20 protein-coding genes and 1 tRNA gene are annotated in these 20167 nt (G+C 61.4%); 11 read left to right on the top strand and 10 right to left on the bottom strand.

Annotated features, from left to right (window positions below; all coding sequences use genetic code 11):
- Positions 1-6: 6 nt before the first annotated feature.
- Positions 7-930 (bottom strand): LysR family transcriptional regulator, encoded by a 924-nt coding sequence (locus INT12_RS02960; protein WP_017848486.1) that lies wholly within the window; start codon positions 928-930, stop codon positions 7-9.
- Between the two features lie 126 nt (positions 931-1056).
- Between INT12_RS02960 and INT12_RS02955 the strand changes: the two genes are divergently transcribed.
- Positions 1057-1803: a 3-oxoacyl-ACP reductase family protein gene (locus INT12_RS02955; protein ID WP_017848487.1), complete on the top strand. Its 747-nt coding sequence runs from the start codon at positions 1057-1059 to the stop codon at positions 1801-1803.
- 18 nt (positions 1804-1821) lie between these two features.
- On the opposite strand, the gene INT12_RS02950 is transcribed toward INT12_RS02955, so the two are convergent.
- On the bottom strand, positions 1822-2511 hold the full coding sequence (locus tag INT12_RS02950) for an HAD-IA family hydrolase (RefSeq protein ID WP_017848488.1): 690 nt from the start codon (positions 2509-2511) through the stop codon (positions 1822-1824).
- A 90-nt stretch (positions 2512-2601) separates the two neighbouring features.
- Positions 2602-3570: an NAD-dependent epimerase/dehydratase family protein gene (locus tag INT12_RS02945; protein ID WP_193039884.1), complete on the bottom strand. Its 969-nt coding sequence runs from the start codon at positions 3568-3570 to the stop codon at positions 2602-2604.
- Between the two features lie 93 nt (positions 3571-3663).
- On the opposite strand from INT12_RS02945, the gene INT12_RS02940 reads away from it, so the two are divergent.
- The 6 genes from INT12_RS02940 to INT12_RS02915 all read left to right on the top strand — a co-directional run bounded on the left by INT12_RS02940 (position 3664) and on the right by INT12_RS02915 (position 7837).
- Positions 3664-4548 (top strand): LysR family transcriptional regulator, encoded by an 885-nt coding sequence (locus INT12_RS02940; RefSeq protein ID WP_193039883.1) that lies wholly within the window; start codon positions 3664-3666, stop codon positions 4546-4548.
- A 54-nt stretch (positions 4549-4602) separates the two neighbouring features.
- Positions 4603-5181: a DUF4337 domain-containing protein gene (locus tag INT12_RS02935; protein WP_017848491.1), complete on the top strand. Its 579-nt coding sequence runs from the start codon at positions 4603-4605 to the stop codon at positions 5179-5181.
- A 77-nt stretch (positions 5182-5258) separates the two neighbouring features.
- Entirely contained in the window at positions 5259-5918 is a 660-nt protein-coding gene (locus INT12_RS02930) for a M24 family metallopeptidase (RefSeq protein WP_046489354.1), read from the top strand.
- Between the two features lie 18 nt (positions 5919-5936).
- Positions 5937-6290, top strand: a complete 354-nt coding sequence (locus INT12_RS02925) for a gamma-glutamylcyclotransferase family protein (protein ID WP_046382402.1) — start codon at positions 5937-5939, stop codon at positions 6288-6290.
- A 93-nt stretch (positions 6291-6383) separates the two neighbouring features.
- Positions 6384-6719 carry a hypothetical protein gene (locus tag INT12_RS02920; RefSeq protein ID WP_017848494.1) on the top strand — a complete coding sequence of 112 codons (336 nt, stop codon included), beginning with the start codon at positions 6384-6386 and terminating at the stop codon, positions 6717-6719.
- Between the two features lie 77 nt (positions 6720-6796).
- A complete protein-coding gene (locus tag INT12_RS02915) occupies positions 6797-7837 on the top strand; it encodes a DMT family transporter (protein WP_193039882.1) in 1041 nt (346 codons plus the stop codon).
- Here INT12_RS02915 and INT12_RS02910 read toward each other — a convergent pair.
- Together INT12_RS02910 and INT12_RS02905 are read right to left on the bottom strand one after the other, a co-directional pair.
- Complete coding sequence (locus tag INT12_RS02910; RefSeq protein WP_017848496.1) at positions 7834-9426, bottom strand: sensor domain-containing diguanylate cyclase; 1593 nt, start codon at positions 9424-9426, stop codon at positions 7834-7836. The two genes, INT12_RS02915 and INT12_RS02910, sit on opposite strands and share 4 nt — an antisense overlap.
- A 286-nt stretch (positions 9427-9712) precedes the next feature.
- Positions 9713-9802, bottom strand: a tRNA-Ser gene (locus INT12_RS02905).
- 320 nt (positions 9803-10122) lie between these two features.
- On the opposite strand from INT12_RS02905, the gene INT12_RS02900 reads away from it, so the two are divergent.
- The 3 genes from INT12_RS02900 (at position 10123) to INT12_RS02890 (ending at position 12791) form a co-directional block, all read left to right on the top strand.
- Positions 10123-10815 carry a crotonase/enoyl-CoA hydratase family protein gene (locus INT12_RS02900; protein WP_046489343.1) on the top strand — a complete coding sequence of 231 codons (693 nt, stop codon included), beginning with the start codon at positions 10123-10125 and terminating at the stop codon, positions 10813-10815.
- Between the two features lie 215 nt (positions 10816-11030).
- The gene (locus INT12_RS02895; RefSeq protein WP_017848501.1) at positions 11031-11777 is read left to right on the top strand and encodes a lysophospholipid acyltransferase family protein; all 747 of its coding nucleotides are present in this window, start codon (positions 11031-11033) and stop codon (positions 11775-11777) included.
- A gap of 42 nt (positions 11778-11819) precedes the next feature.
- Positions 11820-12791 carry a magnesium and cobalt transport protein CorA gene (locus tag INT12_RS02890; RefSeq protein WP_026140214.1) on the top strand — a complete coding sequence of 324 codons (972 nt, stop codon included), beginning with the start codon at positions 11820-11822 and terminating at the stop codon, positions 12789-12791.
- Here the strand turns inward: INT12_RS02890 and INT12_RS02885 are convergent.
- The 3 genes from INT12_RS02885 to INT12_RS02875 form a co-directional block, all read right to left on the bottom strand.
- Positions 12769-13512: an amidotransferase gene (locus tag INT12_RS02885; protein ID WP_017848503.1), complete on the bottom strand. Its 744-nt coding sequence runs from the start codon at positions 13510-13512 to the stop codon at positions 12769-12771. The genes INT12_RS02890 and INT12_RS02885 overlap by 23 nt on opposite strands.
- An 85-nt stretch (positions 13513-13597) precedes the next feature.
- Positions 13598-15745, bottom strand: coding sequence for a 3-hydroxyacyl-CoA dehydrogenase NAD-binding domain-containing protein (locus INT12_RS02880; RefSeq protein WP_193039881.1), 2148 nt, complete (start codon positions 15743-15745; stop codon positions 13598-13600).
- 15 nt (positions 15746-15760) lie between these two features.
- Positions 15761-16966 carry an acetyl-CoA C-acetyltransferase gene (locus tag INT12_RS02875; RefSeq protein ID WP_193039880.1) on the bottom strand — a complete coding sequence of 402 codons (1206 nt, stop codon included), beginning with the start codon at positions 16964-16966 and terminating at the stop codon, positions 15761-15763.
- Between the two features lie 640 nt (positions 16967-17606).
- Between INT12_RS02875 and INT12_RS02870 the strand changes: the two genes are divergently transcribed.
- A complete protein-coding gene (locus tag INT12_RS02870; protein WP_193039879.1) occupies positions 17607-18413 on the top strand; it encodes a c-type cytochrome in 807 nt (268 codons plus the stop codon).
- Between the two features lies 1 nt (position 18414).
- On the opposite strand, the gene INT12_RS02865 is transcribed toward INT12_RS02870, so the two are convergent.
- On the bottom strand, positions 18415-19218 hold the full coding sequence (locus tag INT12_RS02865) for a transglutaminase family protein (protein ID WP_017848508.1): 804 nt from the start codon (positions 19216-19218) through the stop codon (positions 18415-18417).
- The gene (locus tag INT12_RS02860) at positions 19215-20165 is read right to left on the bottom strand and encodes an alpha-E domain-containing protein (protein WP_026140215.1); all 951 of its coding nucleotides are present in this window, start codon (positions 20163-20165) and stop codon (positions 19215-19217) included. The genes INT12_RS02865 and INT12_RS02860 overlap by 4 nt, the downstream gene beginning before the upstream one ends.
- Positions 20166-20167 lie beyond the last annotated feature (2 nt).

Here is a 20167-nt window from a genome sequence, read left to right as displayed (position 1 = left end):
CGGCGATCAAATCGCGCTGAAGCGCTGCGCCAGTCCCGCGATTAAAAACTGCTCGAGGATGAAGTCGACAAACGCCCGGGTCTTGCCGGGCAGCAGTTTGTGTTCGGCGTAGTAGAGGGAGATGTTGCCGTCGTCGACGTACCAGTCGGGCAGCACCCGCACCACCGCGCCACTGTCGAGGAACGGCACTGCCATCGGCATGCTCACCAGCGCAATGCCCATCCCCTGGGCGCTCGCGCAACAGGCGGCCTCCGAGTCGCTCAGGGTCATGCGCGGCTTGAGCGCCAACGGACGCTGTTCGCGCTCGCGGCTGGTCAGTTGCCAGGAACGCACGCGGCCGGTTTGCGGGGAGCGGATCAGGATGCCCAGGCAGCGCGCCAAATCCTCGGGCGCCAGTACCGGCGGGCGTTGCGCCAGGTAATCCGCTGACGCCACCAACACCCGGTGCGCGGGCGTCAGCTTGCGTGCAACCACGCCCTGGGGCAGCTCAAAACCACCGCCGATGGCCGCATCGAAGCCCTGGCCGATCAGGTCGACCTGGCGGTTGTCAAAATGCCAATCCGGGCTGATATCCGGAAAACGCCGGACGAATTCCCCCAGCAACGGCATGACATAACGATTACCGAACACCGTGCCCATACTGACCTTGAGCGTCCCCACCGGCCGCCCCTCGGCGCTGGCCAGGTTGGCCACGGCGTTCTGAATGGTGATCAGGCTGTCGCTGACTTCGGCGAGGAACCGTTTGCCGGCTTCGGTCAGGGTCAGGCGCCGGGTGCTGCGCTGGAACAGCCGCACCCCCAGCCGCGCTTCCAGCTTGGCGACACTTTTGCCCACCGCCGCCGGGGTCAGGCTCAAGCGCCGGGCCGCTTCGGCAAAGCTGCCGCCTTCGGCGCTGCGCACAAAGCATTCGATACTGCCGAAGCTCTCCATATCCGCCCACTCTAAACTTTTGGTTTACACAGACTATAGCAATCCGGGTCTACCGACAGCGGCGGGTGAGGTCGATACTCGGCTGCATCCACAAGGCATCCCGCCTTGAACAGTGAGGAGATCAACATGACTACCCAGAACCTCAGCGGCAAAGTTGCCTTGATTCAAGGCGGCTCACGCGGCATCGGCGCCGCCATCGTCAAGCGTCTTGCAGCACAAGGTGCGGCCGTCGCCTTTACCTACGTCAGTTCCGCCGCCAAGGCCGCAGAACTGCAGAACAGCGTGATCAGCGCCGGCGGCAAAGCCCTGGCGATTCAGGCCGACAGCGCCGATGCCACGGCGATTCGCAACGCCGTCAACGCCACGGTCCAAGCCTTTGGGCGCCTGGATATCCTGGTGAACAACGCCGGCGTGCTGGCCATCGCGCCGCTGGAAGACTTCAAACTGGAGGACTTCGACCAGACCCTGGCAATCAACGTGCGCAGCGTATTCATCGCCACTCAGGAAGCGGCCAAGCACATGGGAGAAGGCGGCCGCGTGATCAACATCGGCAGTACCAACGCCGAACGCATGCCCTTTGGCGGCGGCGGGCCGTATGCGATGAGCAAGGCGGCGCTGGTCGGCCTGACCAAGGGCCTGGCGCGGGACCTGGGGCCGCGTGGCATCACCATTAACAACGTGCAGCCAGGGCCGGTGGACACCGACATGAACCCGGCGAACAGTGAGTTCGCCGAGAGCCTGATCGGGTTGATGGCGGTGGGCCGTTATGGCCATGTCGAGGAGATCGCCAGCTTTGTGGCCTACCTGGCCGGGCCGGAAGCGGGTTACATCACTGGGGCCAGCCTGACCATCGACGGTGGCTTCAGCGCATAACCGCCTGTAAGCACCGGGTCAGGACATGGGCGGCAGGCCGTAGGCGGCGAGGTCGAAGTCCGCGAGTTTGCGGATGATCTGGTCGGCGTGGTGGTACTTGCTGTCGGCCATGGCTTCGTCGGGCACGGCGATGGCGGTCATCCGGGCCGCCTTTGCTGCGGTGACGCCGAACGGCGAGTCTTCAAACACCAGGCAATCTTGCGGCGCGATGCCCAGGCGCCGCGCGGCGGTGAGGAAGATGTCCGGCGCGGGTTTGGCGGCACCGACTTCCGGGTCGTCAGCCGTGACGATGGTGCCGAACAGGCCAAACCATTCGCGGTGCAGCGTGGTCTTGTGGCCAAAGGAGTTGCGCGACGAACTGGTGCCCACCGCAATCGGAATATTGTGCGCGTTCAGGTGCCGTACCAACGCTTCGGCGCCGGGCATGCCCAACGCCCTGGGGAAACGCTCGCTCATCAGCGGCTCACGGATTTCGAGGAACTCAGCCGCCGTGATCGGCAGGTCCAGCGCCTTGACCACGTAGTCGGCCAGGTCCTGGGCCCCGCGCCCGATGATGTGCTGTTTGATCCCCCAGTCATAGGTACGCCCGAAGCGTTCGGCGATGATCTGCGTCACTTCGGTGTAGATGCCTTCGGTATCCAGCAACAAGCCGTCCATATCGAAAATCACGGCCTTGATCGGACCGACTGCGCTACGCGGTGCATTCATCGTGACGAAACCCTGGAGGTAGGACTAAAAGGATTCAGCACAATAACGGCCCCGCTTGTCGGCAGGCAACCTTTTAGGCTGTGCGCCTGATCAGGCCGGCGTGGGCAGGCAGCCCAGGCTGGTCAATGCGGCCTCCACCGCGTGCTCCAACGGCGTATGGGGTTCGTGGCCCAGGGCCGCAAGCAAGCGTTGGTTATCCATACGCAACGGGGTTTGCCACAGATAACGCATCTCCTGTATCTCGCGAAAGGTCACGACAAACGGCGCAGCCAACTTCAACAGCCACCAGGGAAATACGCCTACACGCGGTTGCAGGCCCGTCCTGCGTAACACTACGCGCTGGATCGCCTGGCTCATCTGCGTGCCATCACTGTCCACGTGCCCGGCCATATGAAAGCAGGCAAAAGCGTCGAGGGCGGCGCGGCGCTCAATCAACTCGAGCATGGTGCGCGCCACATCCGGCAGGTAAGCCCATTGGTGGGCGACGCCTGGCGCACCTGGGGCGCTGACCGCGCGCACCGGTTTACCGGGTTTGACCAGGCCTTGGGAGAACCAGTTGTTGGCCGCTCCGGCGCCGAAAAAATCCCCGGCACGCACGATCACTACACGAGCGCCCTCGCGGGAAGACTGAAGCAAGCGCTGCTCCAGTTGCACACGTATCGCGCCCTTGCGGGTCAGCGGGTGCTGGGGTGAGTCTTCGGAAAGCACCGGGAACGCATCCGGCCCGAAGTTGTAGAGCGTGCCGGGCAACACGATGGTCGCGCGCTCGGCGATGGCGGCTGCAATGGTGTTGTCGATCATCGGCAACACCTGCTCGGCCCAATTGCGATAGCCCGGCGGGTTCACCCCATGGACGATCACCGCGCAGCCACGGGCGGCAGCGATGACGTCCTGGCGATTGAGCGCATCGCCTTTGAGCCAGGTATAGGCGGCATTCTGGCTACGGGCCTTGGCGACATCCCGGGTCAACGCACACACCTGCCAGCCCGCCACGCTCAACTGTCGCGCCACTTCGCCGCCGATACCGCCGGTTGCACCCAATACCAGTACCTTGCTCATCACCCGCTCCCACATTGGTTGGAGCGGCCATTCTGTTCGTAGCCTGGTTATAGAGGAATTGCCGAAGACCATCCAGACGCTATACATTTACGCATGGCATTGAACATTGGCTGGGAGCTTTACCGATCGTTTCTTGGCGTACTCAAGGAAGGATCGCTGTCAGGGGCCGCACGGCAGCTCGGCATCACACAGCCCACCGTCGGTCGGCACATTGCCGCGCTGGAAACGGCCCTGGGCGTGGTGCTGTTCACTCGCTCCCCCACCGGCCTGCTGCCGACGGCAGTGGCTCACACCATGAGGGCCCACGCCGAGACCATGGAGCGCATGGCCGCCGCCCTGGAACGCAGCGCCTCCTCCCAGGGCGACGAAGTGCGCGGCGTGGTGCGTGTCTCCGCCAGTGAAGTGGTCGGCGTGGAAGTACTGCCACCGATCATCACGCGGTTGCGCCAACAGCATCCTCAGCTCAAGGTCGAACTGGTCCTGACCAACCGCCTGAGCGACCTGCTGCAATTGGAAGCCGACATCGCCGTGCGGATGGTCCGCCCCAGCCAGGAGCAATTGCTGGCACAGCGCATCGGCCTGATCGAAGTCGGCCTGCATGCCCGCGACGATTACCTGCACCAGCACGGTACGCCGCAAGAGTTGAAAGACCTGAGCGACCACGCGGTGATCGGCTACGACCGGGAAAACGCGTTTATCCGCAGCCTGGCCGTCAAAGGCTTCGAGCGCGGCACCTTCGCCCTCAGCAGCGACAGCGACCTGGCGCAACTGGCGCTGATCCGTGCCGGCGCCGGCATCGGCGGATGCCAGGTCAAGCTGGCCCAACAAGACACGCGCCTGCGTCGGGTGCTGCCGGAGGCATTCGCGCTCAAACTCGACACCTGGGTCACCATGCACGAAGACCTGCGCAACAGCCCGCGCTGCCGGGCGACGTTTGATGCGCTGGTGGCGGGTTTGCAACGTTACATACAGGATTGAGACAGCTTCGCTGAGGAACAATGAAAATCCCTCAATCCCTTCACAGCCGCCGCCATGACCGAAGCCTTCGAAGTCCCCAGCCCCCACGAAAAACACATCGAACACACCACCGAACATGCCCACGCGCGCGGCGACAATTTCGCCAGCCGCATTGCCGTGATGACCGCGCTGATGGCCACCCTTGGCGCCATGCTCAGCTACCAGGCCGGCTCCACCGAAAGCGAAGCGGCGATGGACAAGAACAACGCTGCCATTTTCAAGACCGAAGCCGCCAACCAGTGGAACTACTACCAGGCCAAATCCAGCCGGCAAAACCTGGCGGAACTGGCTACCCATATTCCCGGTGTGGACGCCGCGCATTACAAGGATGAGAGCGAGCGCTACAAGGGCCAGAAGGAAGACGTGCGCAAACAAGCCGAAAAGCTGGAGGCAACCTCACGGGAATGGGATCAGAAATCCGAAGAAGCCCTGCACCAGCATCACCGCTGGGCCCAGGCAATGACGGCGATTCAGATCGCGATTTCGTTGGCGGCGATCACGTTGTTGACGCGCAAGGAATGGTTGAAGCGCCTGTCGTATACGGCAGGCGGTGTGGCCTTGGTGCTGGGCGGCCTGGCGGGGTTGCATTTCTGATAATTTCGCTTGGGCGCCCAACACCTGTCGCTATATAGTAAACTGCATAACGCTAGCCACCGCACAAGGAGATACCGGTGTCCGCACAACCCAAAGAAGCCGTGGGCGCCGCCTACAGCATCGAATCCATGCGCTATGCCCAGGCCATGACCTGGCAGGCCATCGAACAACTGGCCCAACGCATCCGCCCCGGCATGCTCGAATCCGAAGCGCGCGAGTTGGGCAAACACGTCCTCGCCGACCTCGACATGCAGCGCATCTGGCACCCGCTGCTGGTGCGCTTCGGCGCCAATACCCTCAAGACCTTCAAGCAACGCTCCGACGGCGACCCGGTACTGGGTGAAAACGACATTTTCTTCATCGACATGGGCGCCGTCTGGCAAGGTCACGAAGGCGACGCGGGGGCCACCTTCAGCACCGGCACCGACCCGGACATGATCGCCTGCGCCAACGCGGCCAAAGCGCTGTTCGACCGCGTGCAAGCGCGCTGGAAAAACGACCAGGTCATCGGCCTCGAACTCTACCGCTACGCCGAGGCACAAGCCCAGGCCATGGGCTGGCAGTTGAACCTCGACATCAAGGGCCACCGCGTCAGCGACTTTCCCCACGCGATCCATCGTGGCGGCGACCTCGGCGACTTCGAGCACTACCCGAATGCAGGGTTGTGGATTCTGGAGATCCAGATCGCTCACCCGAGCAAGCCGTATGGCGCATTCTATGAAGACCTCCTCGCTTAATCGTTCAAAGGAACCAGAATGGAACGCTACGCCGAATTTCCCGTGCTGTTGTTTTCCTACGGCACCCTGCAGGACAAAGCCGTCCAACTCGCCAACTTCGGCCGAGAACTGGCAGGCCAGCACGACGCCATGTTGGGCTACTCGAAAAACTGGGTAGAAATTACTGACCCGCAAGTGCTGGCCACCAGTGGCAAGACCCACCACCCGATCGTCGCGCCGAGCACCGAACAAGGCGCCAGCGTTGAAGGCATGGTGTTTCAGATTAGCGAGCAGGAGTTGGCGGCGGCGGATGCGTATGAAGTGTCCGACTACAAGCGAGTCAGCGTGGCGCTGGCATCGGGCCTCACAGCTTGGGTGTATGTGCAAGCCTGAACGATGGGCGATTGATTTCAATATGTTACAGGAGCGTTTAGAGTATCGCCCCCCGAGAATTGAATCTCGGGATTCAGTCCATGGAGTTACTCAGTGAAGTACGTCAGTAAAGTGGTTGCAGCAGCTGTTCTCGGTTTCACCCTCGCCGGCTGCACCGGCACCGCCATCAAATCCCCGCAATACGACAGCAGCCAATACACCGTGCTGGGTCACAGTGAAGCCAGCGCCACCGGCATCATGCTGTTCGGCGTTATCCCGATCGGCCAGAACAGCCGTTTCGTCCGCGCCCAGACGGCTGCCATCCAGGCAAAAGGTGGCGACGCGCTGATCAATACCGAAGTCCAGGAAAAATGGTTCTGGGCTTGTGTGCTGAGCGGTTACACCACCAAGATCTCCGGTGATGTGGTCAAGCTGAAAACTGCACACTAAGCCGGACGTTGCTCTATTTGCGCGGGATTTAACCTGAGCAAGCGACGTATCATGGGCCAACCTTTCGAGGATGGCCCATGAACCTCAGTATCCTTTACGCACTCGCCGCCGCCGCGCTGTTCGGCGCCAGCACCCCGCTCGCCAAAAGCCTCGGCCTGGGCCTCTCGCCCGTGCTGCTCGCAGGCCTGCTTTACCTCGGCAGCGGTGCCGGACTCGCCATCGTGCGTCTGATCCGCGATCGCGGCTGGACCCCCACCGGCTTGCCCCCCTCCGAATGGCCCTGGCTGCTCGGCGCCATTGCGTTCGGCGGCATCCTCGGGCCCGTGGCCCTGATGTTCGGCCTGACCCGCACCTCGGGCGCCACCGCATCGCTGATGCTCAACCTTGAATCGGTATTGACCGCGTTGATCGCCTGGCTTGTGTTCAGGGAAAACGCAGACCGTCGCATCGTCCTCGGGATGATTGCGATTGTGCTGGGTGGCGTGGCGTTGTCATGGCCCCAAGGCGGCGCCGACAACCACGATTGGACCGGGCCGCTCGCCGTGGCGGTGGCCTGCCTGTGCTGGGGCATCGATAACAACCTGACACGCAAAGTGTCGGCCTCGGACGCATTGTTTATCGCTGGCGCCAAAGGCTTGATCGCGGGCGTGGTCAACTGCAGCCTGGCGCTGTATCTCGGCGCGCAGATCCCCGGCCTGGCGCAGCTGGCGCCGATCTTGCTGGTCGGGTTTCTCGGCTATGGCATCAGCCTGGTGCTGTTTGTGCTGGCCTTACGCGGGCTGGGCAGTGCGCGTACCGGCGCTTATTTCTCTACCGCGCCGTTCCTCGGCGCCGCGCTGGCCTTGCTGGTGCTGGGCGAGTCGGTGACCGGCGCGTTCTGGATTGCAGCAGCGCTGATGGCCGCCGGGGTGTGGCTGCACCTGACCGAGCGCCACGCCCATGCACATCAGCATGAGGCGACGGAACACGGGCATCGGCATGTCCATGATGAGCACCATCAACATGAACACCCGTTCGAGTGGGACCCGGCGATGCCGCACAGTCACCTGCATACCCATAGCCCGATCAAGCATAGCCATCCACATTTTCCGGATATTCATCATCGGCATCGGCATTAAAGGCTTGACCCGATAGCCACAGCCTCCCATCGAGCCTGCTCCGCTACCACCCGATTACGACCGCTTTGCTTGGCCTGATACAAAAGCTGATCAGCCCTCTCCAGCACAGCGGATATCGAATCGCCACCGGGATGCCATAGCGCGACGCCCATCGAAACGGTGATGTGCCCGACCGTTTCGATGTTGGCGGCATCGATCGAGGCACGCAGTCGCTCGGCGACATCCGTTGCAACCTGAAGTGAACTATTGGGTAACAACAATACGAACTCCTCGCCACCGACCCGACAAGGCAGGTCGTTGGACCGTGAATTCTGCTGCATGAGCCTCGCAATGGCGCGCAGCGTTTCATCGCCCACGCCATGGCCAAATGTATCGTTCACGCGCTTGAAGTGATCGATGTCCATGGACACGACCGCGAACGCCTTGTAGGCATCCTGCCAGCGCAACAGAACGTCCTGCATCGCCCGGCGATTGGCCAGCCCGGTCAACGCGTCGGTTTGCGCTTGCTGGTTGAGTTTGCCGATCTTTTCCTGCAGCAGGGTGGCGCCGAGCAGCAGCGCTCTGCGAATCTGCCAGCTTTCGAAATAGCGCGTCGGGATTGCGCTGATACGTTCGTAGCTGTCCGGTGAGTCCAGCCGTTTGGCGCAATCGGCAAGCCTGGACAACGGCACCGAGATTCGCGCGCCCAGCCACCAGATCAACACGATTCCGAACAGCGCCAGCGGCGCGATGCCCTGCGCCACCTTGGCCATGGTGTGTCGCAGGATGGCTTGGATGTTATCGAGCGGCTGCTGCGAGATCACCCCCCAACCGCTGATGGGCACCCTGGCGAAACCGGCGAGCATTTGCACGCCATCGGCATCTATCGCCTGCAATGTTCCCCCGTCGTGACTGAGCGCCGCGTCGTCGATCAACCCCTTTCCAGCGACTGTCCCGATGTGCTCGGGATCGGAGTGATAGAGCACCCGGCGGGCGCTGTCGACAAGATAGACATGCGCCCCGTCCTTGCGCACATTGGTGTCCATCAGCGCCTGGAGCGTATTCCTCTGTTCAAGTCGGACACTGCCCCCGATCAGCCCCAGGTACTCTCCTTTCGCGTCGAATATGGGGTGGCTGACAAAGACCACCAGATTGCCAGCCATGGACTTGAACGCGTTGCTGATTATCGGCACGCGAAGGCTGAGAGGCTCGCGGTGTTGCAGCGTGCGCCCATCGAGGTGGAGGTTTTCGGGAGCCGAGGCAATGATTGTCCCCGCCGCATCGGCGATCAACACGGAGTTGAAACTGGCATCTTGCCCAAACAGTCGCTGGACTTCCTCCGTCAAATTCTGCTTATCGCCAAACGCTTTGCCAATGACGAACGAGCTGTATTTCAATTTATCGAGGTCGGAATTGAGTACCTGCTCCACACTCCGAGCGATCCGAGAGGCGTAGGCCTTGTTCACTTCCAGCGCATTCTCGATCAACTCCTGCTTCTGAATCGTGAACGTCACCCAAAAACTGTTGGCCAGGGTTGCGATTGCCGAAAGCATTACAAAGATAAGAATCAGAATACGAAGGTTGAGTTTCGGCTTCGGTCGGGTGGTCATATTACGCAGTCCGGATGGGCGGAAGAATTGCAAACGATTCGATGCAGGATGAATCGTCCTTGTTTTCGCAGGCACCTCTTCGACCATCGTTGACCGAAGCAGCCCGTTTAACCAGCCTGGAAGCCCACCTGCCAATTCTGAACGCGCCGAGCGGGCGTGTCCGAAGGCTGACGGAAAAAAACAGCGTCAGTCCCACATTGGGCCTATATGGCCTTTTTTTCAGCCGCAAAAAACCACAAACCCCCGACTTTCACTAGGAAAATCAGGGGTTTGTGTTTGCAGAATGTGGCGGTGAAGGAGAGATTCGAACTCTCGATACAATTTCTTGTATACACACTTTCCAGGCGTGCTCCTTAAGCCACTCGGACACTTCACCGTATCTCGTCAAACCAGTTCAGTCTGTCGAGGCGCGCTAATGTAGTCGAAAGACTTGCTGATGGCAAAGGTTTTTTTCAGAATTTTCATGCGGTTAGACCGGTATTCCGTGACGGGCCAGGCGAGGGCGATGATTCTGCCATTCTCAGGCATCGGCGGCACGCGTCTGGGACGGTTGCTGCGCCCTGCCCCAGGCGGTTTATCGCCGGGTATAGAGGGAAAGCCTGACTGGCCAGTCAGTCACAGCGCTTTACCAGGCCGGGCGTGGTGAGTAACGTCTGCGCATGCACCTCTATAACAAGTCCTACAAGGAACCACGTCATGAGTGAGTTGATCTCCTACCACCTGGAAGACGGTATCGCGACCCTGACCCTGAGCAACGGCAAGGTGAATGCCATTTCTCCGGCGGTGGTCAGTGCATTTAATGAAGCGCTGGATCAGGCCGAGAAGGATCGGGCGGTGGTGATCATCACCGGGACGCCGGGGATTCTGTCGGGTGGCTATGATTTGAAAGTGATGACCGCCGGCCCTAAAGAAGCGATCGGCCTGGTGACGTCGGGCTCGACGCTGGCGCGGCGCCTGTTGGCGCATCCGTTCCCGGTGATCGTCGCATGCCCTGGGCATGCGGTGGCCAAGGGCGCGTTCCTGCTGTTGTCGGCGGATTATCGGATCGGGGTCGAGGGCCCGTTCAGCATTGGCCTGAATGAAGTGGCGATCGGCATGACCATGCACCATGCGGGGATCGAATTGGCGCGCGATCGTCTGCGCAAGTCGGCGTTTCACCGCTCGGTGATCAACGCCGAGATGTTCGACCCGCAAGGCGCATTGCAAGCCGGTTTCCTCGACAAGGTGGTGGCGCCGGAAGCGTTGCACACAGCGGCACTGGAAGCGGCGCGGCAGTTGAAGAAGCTCAATATGAACGCCCACAAGCAGACCAAATTGAAAGTGCGCAAAGCCCTGCTCGAAGCCTTGGATGAAGCAATCATCCAGGACCAGGGCCATATTTTGAGCTAAGCCGCCTACATGTGCCGTATCAAAGCCCGACCTTGAGTCGGGCTTTTTCTTACAAAAACAACCGACTAATCCTTGGCCGCTCTAGTCTGCCCCTGCTGGCACTTATTGAAACATGTACTTAAACATCGCCTATCTCCTACCTCTATCGGGGCAATTGCCGAATACAGTGTACATCCGTACACTGCGCCACCTTTTGTCTCGATGGTGCCGTGTCGATGCTGTTTCTGTTGCGTATGTCGTTGATGGGCCTGCACTTTATCCTCGCCGGCGGCTTGGGCGTGTTGCTGGGGATCTGTCGGCCGTTCAACCCGGACAACAGCCGTCTGTGCGCGCGCCTGTATGCGCTGCCGGCGATGCGAATACTGGGGCTGCGCGTCAAGGCCGATGTCGATTCGCTGCGCAACAAACCCGGCAGTTGTCTGATCATCGCCAACCACCAGTCCAACTATGACCTGTTTGTGCTGGGCACCGTGGTGCCGCACCGCACCGTGTGTATCGCCAAGAAAAGCCTGAAATGGGTGCCGTTGTTCGGCCAGCTGTTCTGGCTGGCGGGCAACGTGCTGATCGACCGCGGCAATGCGTACAAGGCACGCCGCGCGATGCTCACCACCACCCGGACGCTGCAGCATAAGGACACGTCGATCTGGGTCTTCCCGGAAGGCACGCGCAACCTGGGCAAGGGCCTGCTGCCGTTCAAGAAAGGCGCGTTCCACATGGCGATTGCCGCCGGCGTGCCCATCGTGCAGGTGTGCGTGAGCAATTACGTCACCCATATGCAACTCAATCGCTGGAACAGTGGCGATGTACACATACGCTCGCTGCCGCCGATTCCTACCACCGGCCTGACTGTGGATGACATCCCGGCGTTGATGCAAGCCTGCTACGCGCAGATGGATGAATGCATCAAGGCGATGGACCACGAACTGCAAAGTGCCATAACAATAGAACTCGCTTCCAGCTAAGCTGCCCAACATCTGTTCCCCTGATAAGAAGTGATCGGCACCATGGGTAGAGTTGTTGCGGCCGCTGTTTACAGCGCCGGAAAGAAAGTTACCGATATCACCCTCGACGAAGGCGCGGCCTGGGCCGCCAAACCCGGGCATTTTGTCTGGATCGGCCTGGAAGAGCCCGACGCTCGCGAGCTGGGCAACCTGCAACGCCAGTTCAACCTGCATGAACTGGCCATCGAAGACGCCCTGGAAAAACACAGCCGCCCCAAGCTGGAAACCTTCGGCGACGCGCTGTTTATCGTCACTTATTCTCCGGTGCGCGAGAACGGCAAGCTGGTGTTTATCGAAACCCATATCTTTGCCGGCAACGGCTACATCATCACGGCGCGCAACGGGCACTCGGCGTCCTACGGTTTGGTGCGCCAGCGCTGTGAGGCACGGCCATTGTTGCTGGAGCATGGGGAAGATTTCGTACTCTATGCACTGCTGGATTTCGTCACCGAAAACTATCAGCCGGTCAGCGAGGCGATCCACGCCGAGATCGATGAGCTGGAGCGCAACGTGCTGTGCAGCTCACTCAATGAGCACGATATCCAGAACCTCCACAGCCTGCGCCGTGACGTGCTGAGCCTGCGCCGCTACGTAGCACCGATGGTGGAGATCAGCGAAGAGCTGCAGAAGCTGAGTTTTCCATTCATCGACAAGAACATGCGCCCGTATTTTCGTGATGTACAAATCCACGTCACACGGCAGATGGAAGACCTGGCCACCCTGCGCGACATCGCCAGCCAGACCATCGAGATCGGTGTGTTGCTGGAGGCGTCGCGCCAGAGCGTGGTGCAGCGCAAGTTCGCCGCGTGGGCAGCGATCCTGGCGTTCCCCACGGCGGTGGCGGGGATTTACGGGATGAACTTCCAGAACATGCCCGAGCTGCAATGGCATTACGGTTATTTTGGCGTGCTGGGGTTCATCGCCGTAGGGTGCAGCGGCTTGTGGGCCAGCTTCAAGCGTTCGGGCTGGCTTTAACCTTGGCTTCAGGCTTGTGCGCGACGAAGCGCATCATCCACTCCGCCACGGTCACACCGTGGTGGTCGCGCTCGAGGCTAGCCACGCCATTCTTGTAGACCTTCTCGCCCAAGGTCGTCTGAAGAATCTCCAACAGCTCGCGGGAATAGTCGTGGATGAACTCGGGGTGCCCCTGGAAGCACAGCACCTGATCGCCGATGTGGTACGCCGCAAACGGGCAAAACTCGCTGGAAGCGATGACCGTGGCATTGTCCGGCAAGGTGGTCACCTGGTCCTGGTGGCTGATCAACAACGTCAGCTCCGGTACCTCAGGGCTCATCCACGGCGCCTTGGCATCGATTTTGTAATCGTGGATGCCCATGCCCCAGCCCTGGCCGGCGCGCTCGGTCTTGCCGCCTAGCAGCAACGCCAACAATTGGTGACCGAAACAGATGCCCAACAACTTGTCGCCGCGCTCATAGCGGTCGAGCAGGTAGGTTTTGAGCGTCTGAATCCAAGGGTCGGTGCCAAACGAATCGGCCTTGCTACCAGTTACCAGATACGCGTCAAACACCTCATCATCCGACGGGTATTCACCCTGCACCACGTTGTACACGACAAACTCGGCCGGGATCGGCTGCTTGGAGAACAGGCGCTTGAACATCTGCCCGTAACCTTGGTACTGATCGATCAAGCCTGGACGCAGGATATCGGTTTCCAGGATGCAGACGCGTAGCGACATAAAAAATACCTGACACGGCGATGGGAATATTGAACACCTCCAGAGCCTGCCTTGAAATGTACCTGCAAAGCAAGCCCCGCATTGATCACCGAAATACTTCACCCTGTGCGGCTTTCTGCAGCAACAACGCCGGCGGCGAGAAGCGCTCGCCATACTGCTCGGCCAGGTAGCGCGCCCGTGCAATAAAGTCGTTCAAGCCGTACTGGTTGATAAATTGCAAAGCGCCACCACTCCACGCCGCAAAGCCGATACCGAAGATCGAGCCGACGTTGGCGTCTGCGGTGGACATCAACACGCCCTCCTCCACGCAGCGCACGGTTTCGATGGCCTGGATAAACAACAAACGGTCGCGCACGTCCTGCGCTGAAATGCGTTGGTCGGGGCGTTCGAAGCGGCTTTTCAGTTCCGGCCACAAATATTTTTGCCCACCTGCGGGGTACTCATAGAAACCGCCCCCCGCCGCCTTGCCCATGCGCTGGTATTCGTTGACCAACAGATCAATCACCTGCGTCGCCGGATGGGTTGGCGCGGCTTTACCTTCGGCCTGCAGATCCTTGGCTGTCTGCTGTCGGATATGGCTCATCAGGCTAAGCGACACTTCGTCAGACACCGCCAGCGGCCCCACCGGCATACCGGCCTTGCGCGCTTCGGTCTCGATCATCGGCGCAGCCACGCCTTCGCCGAGCATGGCAATGCCTTCGTTGGTGAACGTGCCGAACACCCGCGAGGTGAAGAAGCCGCGACTGTCGTTGACCACAATCGGGGTTTTCTTGATTTGCAGGACAAAGTCGAAACCACGGGCCAGGGTTTCGTCCGAGGTCTGTGTACCCTTGATGATTTCCACCAGGGGCATCTTGTCCACCGGGCTGAAGAAATGCAGGCCGATGAACTTGGCCTGATCCGGCACCGCCGTGGCCAGGCCGCTGATAGGCAAGGTGGACGTGTTGGAAGCGATCACCGCGTCCGGGCCGACCACGTTTTGCGCGGCCGCAGAGACTTTGGCCTTGAGCTCACGGTCTTCGAACACCGCTTCGATGATCAGGTCGCAGCCGGCCAGGTCGGCGTCAGACTGCGTAGGATGGATACGCGCCAAGGTGGCTTCGCGCTGCTCGGCGGTCAATTGCCCACGGCTGACCTTCTTGTCCAACAGGGTGGCCGAGTGCGCCTTGCCTTTCTCGGCGGCTGCGAGGTTGATGTCCTTGAGCACCACCTCAACGCCTGCACAGGCGCTGACATAGGCGATCCCCGCGCCCATCATCCCGGCACCGAGCACGCCGACCTTGCGCGTCAGGTAAGGCGCAAAACCCTCAGGGCGCGAACGCCCGGCGTTGATGTCATTGAGCTGGAACCAGAAGGTGCCGATCATGTTTTTCGCCACCTGCCCGGTGACCAATTCGGTGAAGTAGCGGGTTTCGATCAGGTGCGCGGTGTCGAAATCCACCTGGGCACCTTCCACCGCCGCGCAGAGAATTTTCTCCGGCGCCGGCAAGCAGCCATTGGTTTTGCTGCGCAGGATCGAGGGCGCGATGGCGAGCATCTGCGCGACTTTCGGGCTGGACGGCGTGCCTCCGGGGATCTGGTAAGCCTTGTTGTCCCACGGCTGCGCGGCGTCGGGGTGGGCGAGAATCCAGGCGCGAGCCTTGGCCAGCAGTTCGTCGCGATCCACTGCCAGCGCGTCGATCAAGCCCGCTTGCAGGGCCTGCCGTGGGCGGATCTTCTTACCTTCGAGCAAATACGGCAGGGCTTTTTCCAAGCCCAACAGGCGCACCATCCGCACCACGCCACCGCCGCCCGGCAGCAGGCCCAGGGTGACTTCCGGCAGCCCCAGTTGTAGCGACTGGTCGTCCAGCGCGACCCGGTAATGACACGCCAGGCAAATCTCCCAGCCACCGCCGAGGGCCGCGCCATTGATGGCGGCGACCACCGGTTTGCCAAGGGTTTCCAGGCTGCGCAGTTGCGCCTTCAGTACCCGCACACTGTCGGAAAATTCCTTGGCGTGGGCCTTGTCGACCTTGATCAGTTCATTGAGGTCGCCACCGGCAAAGAACGTCTTCTTCGCCGAGGTGATGACCACGCCGGCGATCCCGTCCTTTTCCGCTTGCAGCCGCGCCACGGTGGCCGCCATGGCCTCGCGGTACACGGCGTTCATGGTGTTGGCGCTCTGGCCGGGCATGTCGAGGGTCAGGACCACGATCTGGTCCTGGCCTTTTTCGTAACGAATGGCTTGGGTCATGACAATTCCTTGGGCTCAGAGGCGTTCGATAATGGTGGCGATGCCCATGCCACCGCCGACACACAGGGTGGCCAGGCCGTAGCGTTGTTGGCGCACTTCCAGTTCGTCGAGCAAGGTGCCGAGGATCGCGCAACCGGTAGCGCCCAGCGGGTGGCCCATGGCGATCGAGCCGCCGTTGACGTTGACCCGGGCGGCGTCGATGCCCATGTCCTTGATGAACTTGAGTACCACCGAGGCGAACGCCTCGTTGACCTCAAACAGGTCGATGTCCTCGACGCGCAGCCCGGCCCTGGCCAACGCCTTGCGCGTGGCTGGCGCCGGGCCGGTGAGCATGATGGTAGGGTCGGTGCTGGTGACCGCCGTGGCGACAATCCGCGCCCGCGCTTGCAGGCCCAGCTCGCGGCCCTTGGCCTCGGAGCCGATCAACATCAACGCGGCACCGTCGACGATACCGGAGCTGTTGCCGGGGGTGTGGACATGGTTGATCCGCTCGACATGGCTATAGACCCGCAGCGCGGTGGCGTCGAAGCCCATCTGCCCGATCATCTCGAAGCTGGGCTTGAGCTTGCCCAGGCCTTCGAGGGTGGAGTCGGCACGGATAAATTCATCGTGGTCCAACAGCACAAGGCCGTTCTGGTCCTGCACCGCGATCAGCGACTTATTGAAGGAACCGTCTGCGCGCGCCCGGGCCGCTTTCTGCTGGGAATGCAGGGCGAAGGCGTCGACGTCCTGACGACTGAAGCCTTCCAGGGTCGCGATCAAATCCGCGCCAATACCCTGGGGCGTGAAATGGCTGTGCAGATTGGTTTGCGGATCGAGCACCCAGGCGCCACCATCGCTGCCCATGGGCACGCGGGACATCGACTCGACGCCACCGACCACCACCAGGTCTTCGAAGCCGGAACGCACTTTCATCGCGCCCAGGTTCACCGCCTCGAGGCCCGAAGCGCAGAAGCGGTTGACCTGGACACCGGCGACGCTGACGTCCCAGTCCGCCACCAGCGCGGCGGTCTTGGCGATGTCGGCGCCCTGGTCGCCCACGGGGGTGACGCAGCCGAGGACGATGTCATCGACCTGACGGGTATCGAGGTCGCTGCGCCGGGCCAGCGCCGTCAACAAACCCGCCACCAGGTTTACCGGCTTGACGCTGTACAAGGCACCGTCGGCCTTGCCTTTGCCCCGGGGCGTGCGTATCGCATCAAAGATCAAAGCTTGGGTCATGACATCCTCGAACCGCTGTGCATGTGTGCCCTTACCTTAGGCCCGATTGACACGGTTTCAATGACGGATGCGCTCATTGCGTTTGACCCCCTCGCTCGGACGAACGGTAGCAGATGAGTGCAACCGTTTGATTAATCGTTTTAGCGGTCTAGCCAAGGCATTGGCGCCAAGATGGCGATAGGCCTCATACCTCTTTCAGTAAAAAATATGACAAGTTGATATGAAATGGATCTAAGCCACGCAGAACGAGGGCTCTAAGGTTCACTCAGTAGGAAGTTGCTGCCGGGTTTTGCTGGAGCAGCTGTAAGAAAAGCGACACGTCACGTTGCGATACTGAAATAAACCGGCACGCATTTGACGCTCAGGAATAACAACAAAAGGCAGTCAGCCATGTTCAAGCATTCGAAAATACGTCAGGCGGGACTTATTCTGTTCGCCACCACACTGATTCTGATCTTGCCCAACCTGACCAAGGTGCTTGGGTGACGAATCACACGCGCCATTCTGTACATCAGGCTTGCAGTTTTTGGCAGCTCCTGCGGGGACATTGCGTATAGCGGTCCCGTTGCAGGGGCTGCCGTTTTGCCTGGGAATTTTCCGGTATCTTAGGCGCCACTTCTTCTCGCACCGGGCCTCTCTCTTGAAATCGATCCTCGCCCTCTTCGCCTTGTTCCTCGCCCTGCCCGTTGCCGCCGCGCAGTTGACCATCGAGCTGGACCACACCAGCAAGACCTGGCAGACCGAAGACCTGCTCAAGCACCCCGATGCACAGACGGTGCATATCGTTGATGACGTTTCCTACAAGCGAAGCATGACGTATCGCGCAGTCCCGCTGGCGGTACTCCTACCGGGTCTGCAGACGGAAAACCATCTGCAGGCCATCGCGCTCGACGGGTTCGCCGCCGAACTGAGCGCCGCGCCTTTGCTGGAAACACACGGCGCCCGCGCCTGGCTGGCGGTGGAAGATCCCAGCGATCCGTGGCCCGCGCTGGCCGCCGACAAGCCGAGTGCCGGGCCGTTCTACCTGGTGTGGACGAACCCTCAGGCCGGGCACATCAGCCCCGAGCAATGGCCGTTCCAGATCTCCGGGATCAAGCAGTTGAAGACGGTTGCCGAGCGTTTTCCGGCGTTGCTGCCCGATCCGAAGCTGGGTGCGAATGATCCGGTCAACCAAGGTTTTGCGCTGTTCCAGAAAAACTGCCTGGCCTGTCACCGCCTCAATGGGGCTGGCGATGCACAGGTAGGGCCGGACCTGAACATTCCCTACAACCCCACCGAATATTTCAGCGGCGATTTTCTCAAGCGCTATATCCGCGACCCACAAAGCCTGCGGCGCTGGCCCCAAGCGAAAATGCCAGCCTTCGCCGCCGGCGTGTTGCCCGAGAGCGAGCTGGCGTTGCTGGTGGAGTATTTGAAGCATATGGCCGGGCGTAAGCAGCAGCCCTGAGCTATTGCTGCTGCACCGAAACCAGCGGCGTCGGCGCCACCGACACCTTGGCATGCATCTGCTCATGCCCGCCGCCGCGCCGCATGCCGCGTACCGGGCAGGCGTCCAGATAATCCAGGCCCACGGCCAGTTTCAGGTGCCGCTCCGGCCGCGCCAGTTGGTTGGTCACGTCAAAGCTGTACCAGGCGTCGTCCAGCCAGGCTTCGGCCCAGGCGTGACTGGCCAGGTGCGTGCTGTCCTCGGTGTACAAATACCCCGACACATACCGCGCTGGAATCCCCAGGCTGCGCGCGCAGGCCAGGAACGCGTGGGTGTGGTCCTGGCACACCCCCGCACGCCCCGCGAAGGCCTGCGCGGCGCTGGTGTCGACCTCCGTGGCGCCGGGCGTGTAGACCATCGAGTGGTTGAGCGCGTGCATCAGGTCGATCAAGGCGCTGCGGTCGCGGCGCTGATGGCAATGCTGCTCGGCAAAGCGGCGCAGGGCTTCGTCGGGCTCGGTCAGCCGCGTACTGCGCAGGAACGGGTAGGCGGACTGGCTCTCGTGCTCAGCCTCGCGCAACTCGTCGATATCGACCTGGCCACGGGCACCGATGATGATGGCGTCGTGAGGCTCGTCCAGGGTCAGCACATGCAGGATATTGCCGAACGGGTCGACCTGGGCGCGCACCGGACGCGGTAGATCCAGTTGCCAACTGAGTACGTGCTGGCGTTCGCTGTCGTGGGGCGTAAGGCGCAGGTACTGGATGCTGGCGCGCACCTGATCGTCGTAGTGGTAGGTGGTTTCGTGGCTGATGGAGAGTCTCATGCCGCCTCCAGGTAGGAACTGTAGATGGCGTCGCCCAACTGGCGGACCAAGGGAATAAAGTCGGTCAGCCAGGCATGCAGGCCTTCCTCGAGGATTTCGTCGATGGCGGTAAAGCGCAGGCGCGCATCCATTTCGGCGGCCAGGCGCTGGGCCGGGCGGCCGTTGAGGCCGGGCAGGCTGGCGAGGATCTGGTCGATCTCTTCGCTGCAGGCCCGCAGCGAACGCGGCACATCGGCGCGCAACAGCAACAGCTCCGCCACTTGCCGGGCGCCGGGGGCGTCGCGGTAGATCTCGGTGTAGGCCTCGAACGACGACAACGCACGCAACAAGGCACTCCACTGGTAGTACGCGTGGGCCGTGCCATCGCTGACCGCTTCGGCCTGGTCGCCGGCCATTTCATAGCGTGCGTCCAGCAGGCGCAGGGTGTTGTCGGCGCGCTCGATGAAAGTGCCCAGACGGATAAAGCGGAAAGCATCGTTGCGCATGATCGTGCCGTAGGTGGCGCCGCGAAACAGGTGCGAACGCTCCTTGACCCACTCACAGAACCGGCTCATGCCGTAGCGGCTCAAGCCTTGCTGGGCGATGTCGCGGATATCCAGCCAGGTGGCGTTGATGTTTTCCCACATGTCGGCCGTGATTCGCCCACGCACCGCATGGGCGCTGGCCCGCGCAGCACCGAGGCAGCTGTAGATGCTGGCCGGGTTGGCCGCGTCCAGGGCGAAAAAGTGCAGCAGGCGTTCGGCGTGCAGCTCACCGTGTCGCGCGTGGTAGTCGTCCAGCGTGCCGGTGATCAGCAACGGCATGGCCAGTTCATGCAGGCCGTCGCCGCGCCCGTCCTGGGGCATCAGCGACAGCGAATAGCTGACGTCGAGCATGCGCGCGAGGTTTTCCGCGCGTTCGAGGTAGCGCGACATCCAGTACAGATCCGAGGCAGTTCTACTCAACATGG

The organism is Pseudomonas sp. K8, from assembly GCF_014889455.1.
In the GTDB taxonomy this organism is placed as follows: Bacteria; Pseudomonadota; Gammaproteobacteria; order Pseudomonadales; family Pseudomonadaceae; genus Aquipseudomonas; species Aquipseudomonas veronii.
This window is presented reverse-complemented; position numbering and strand designations above follow the sequence as displayed.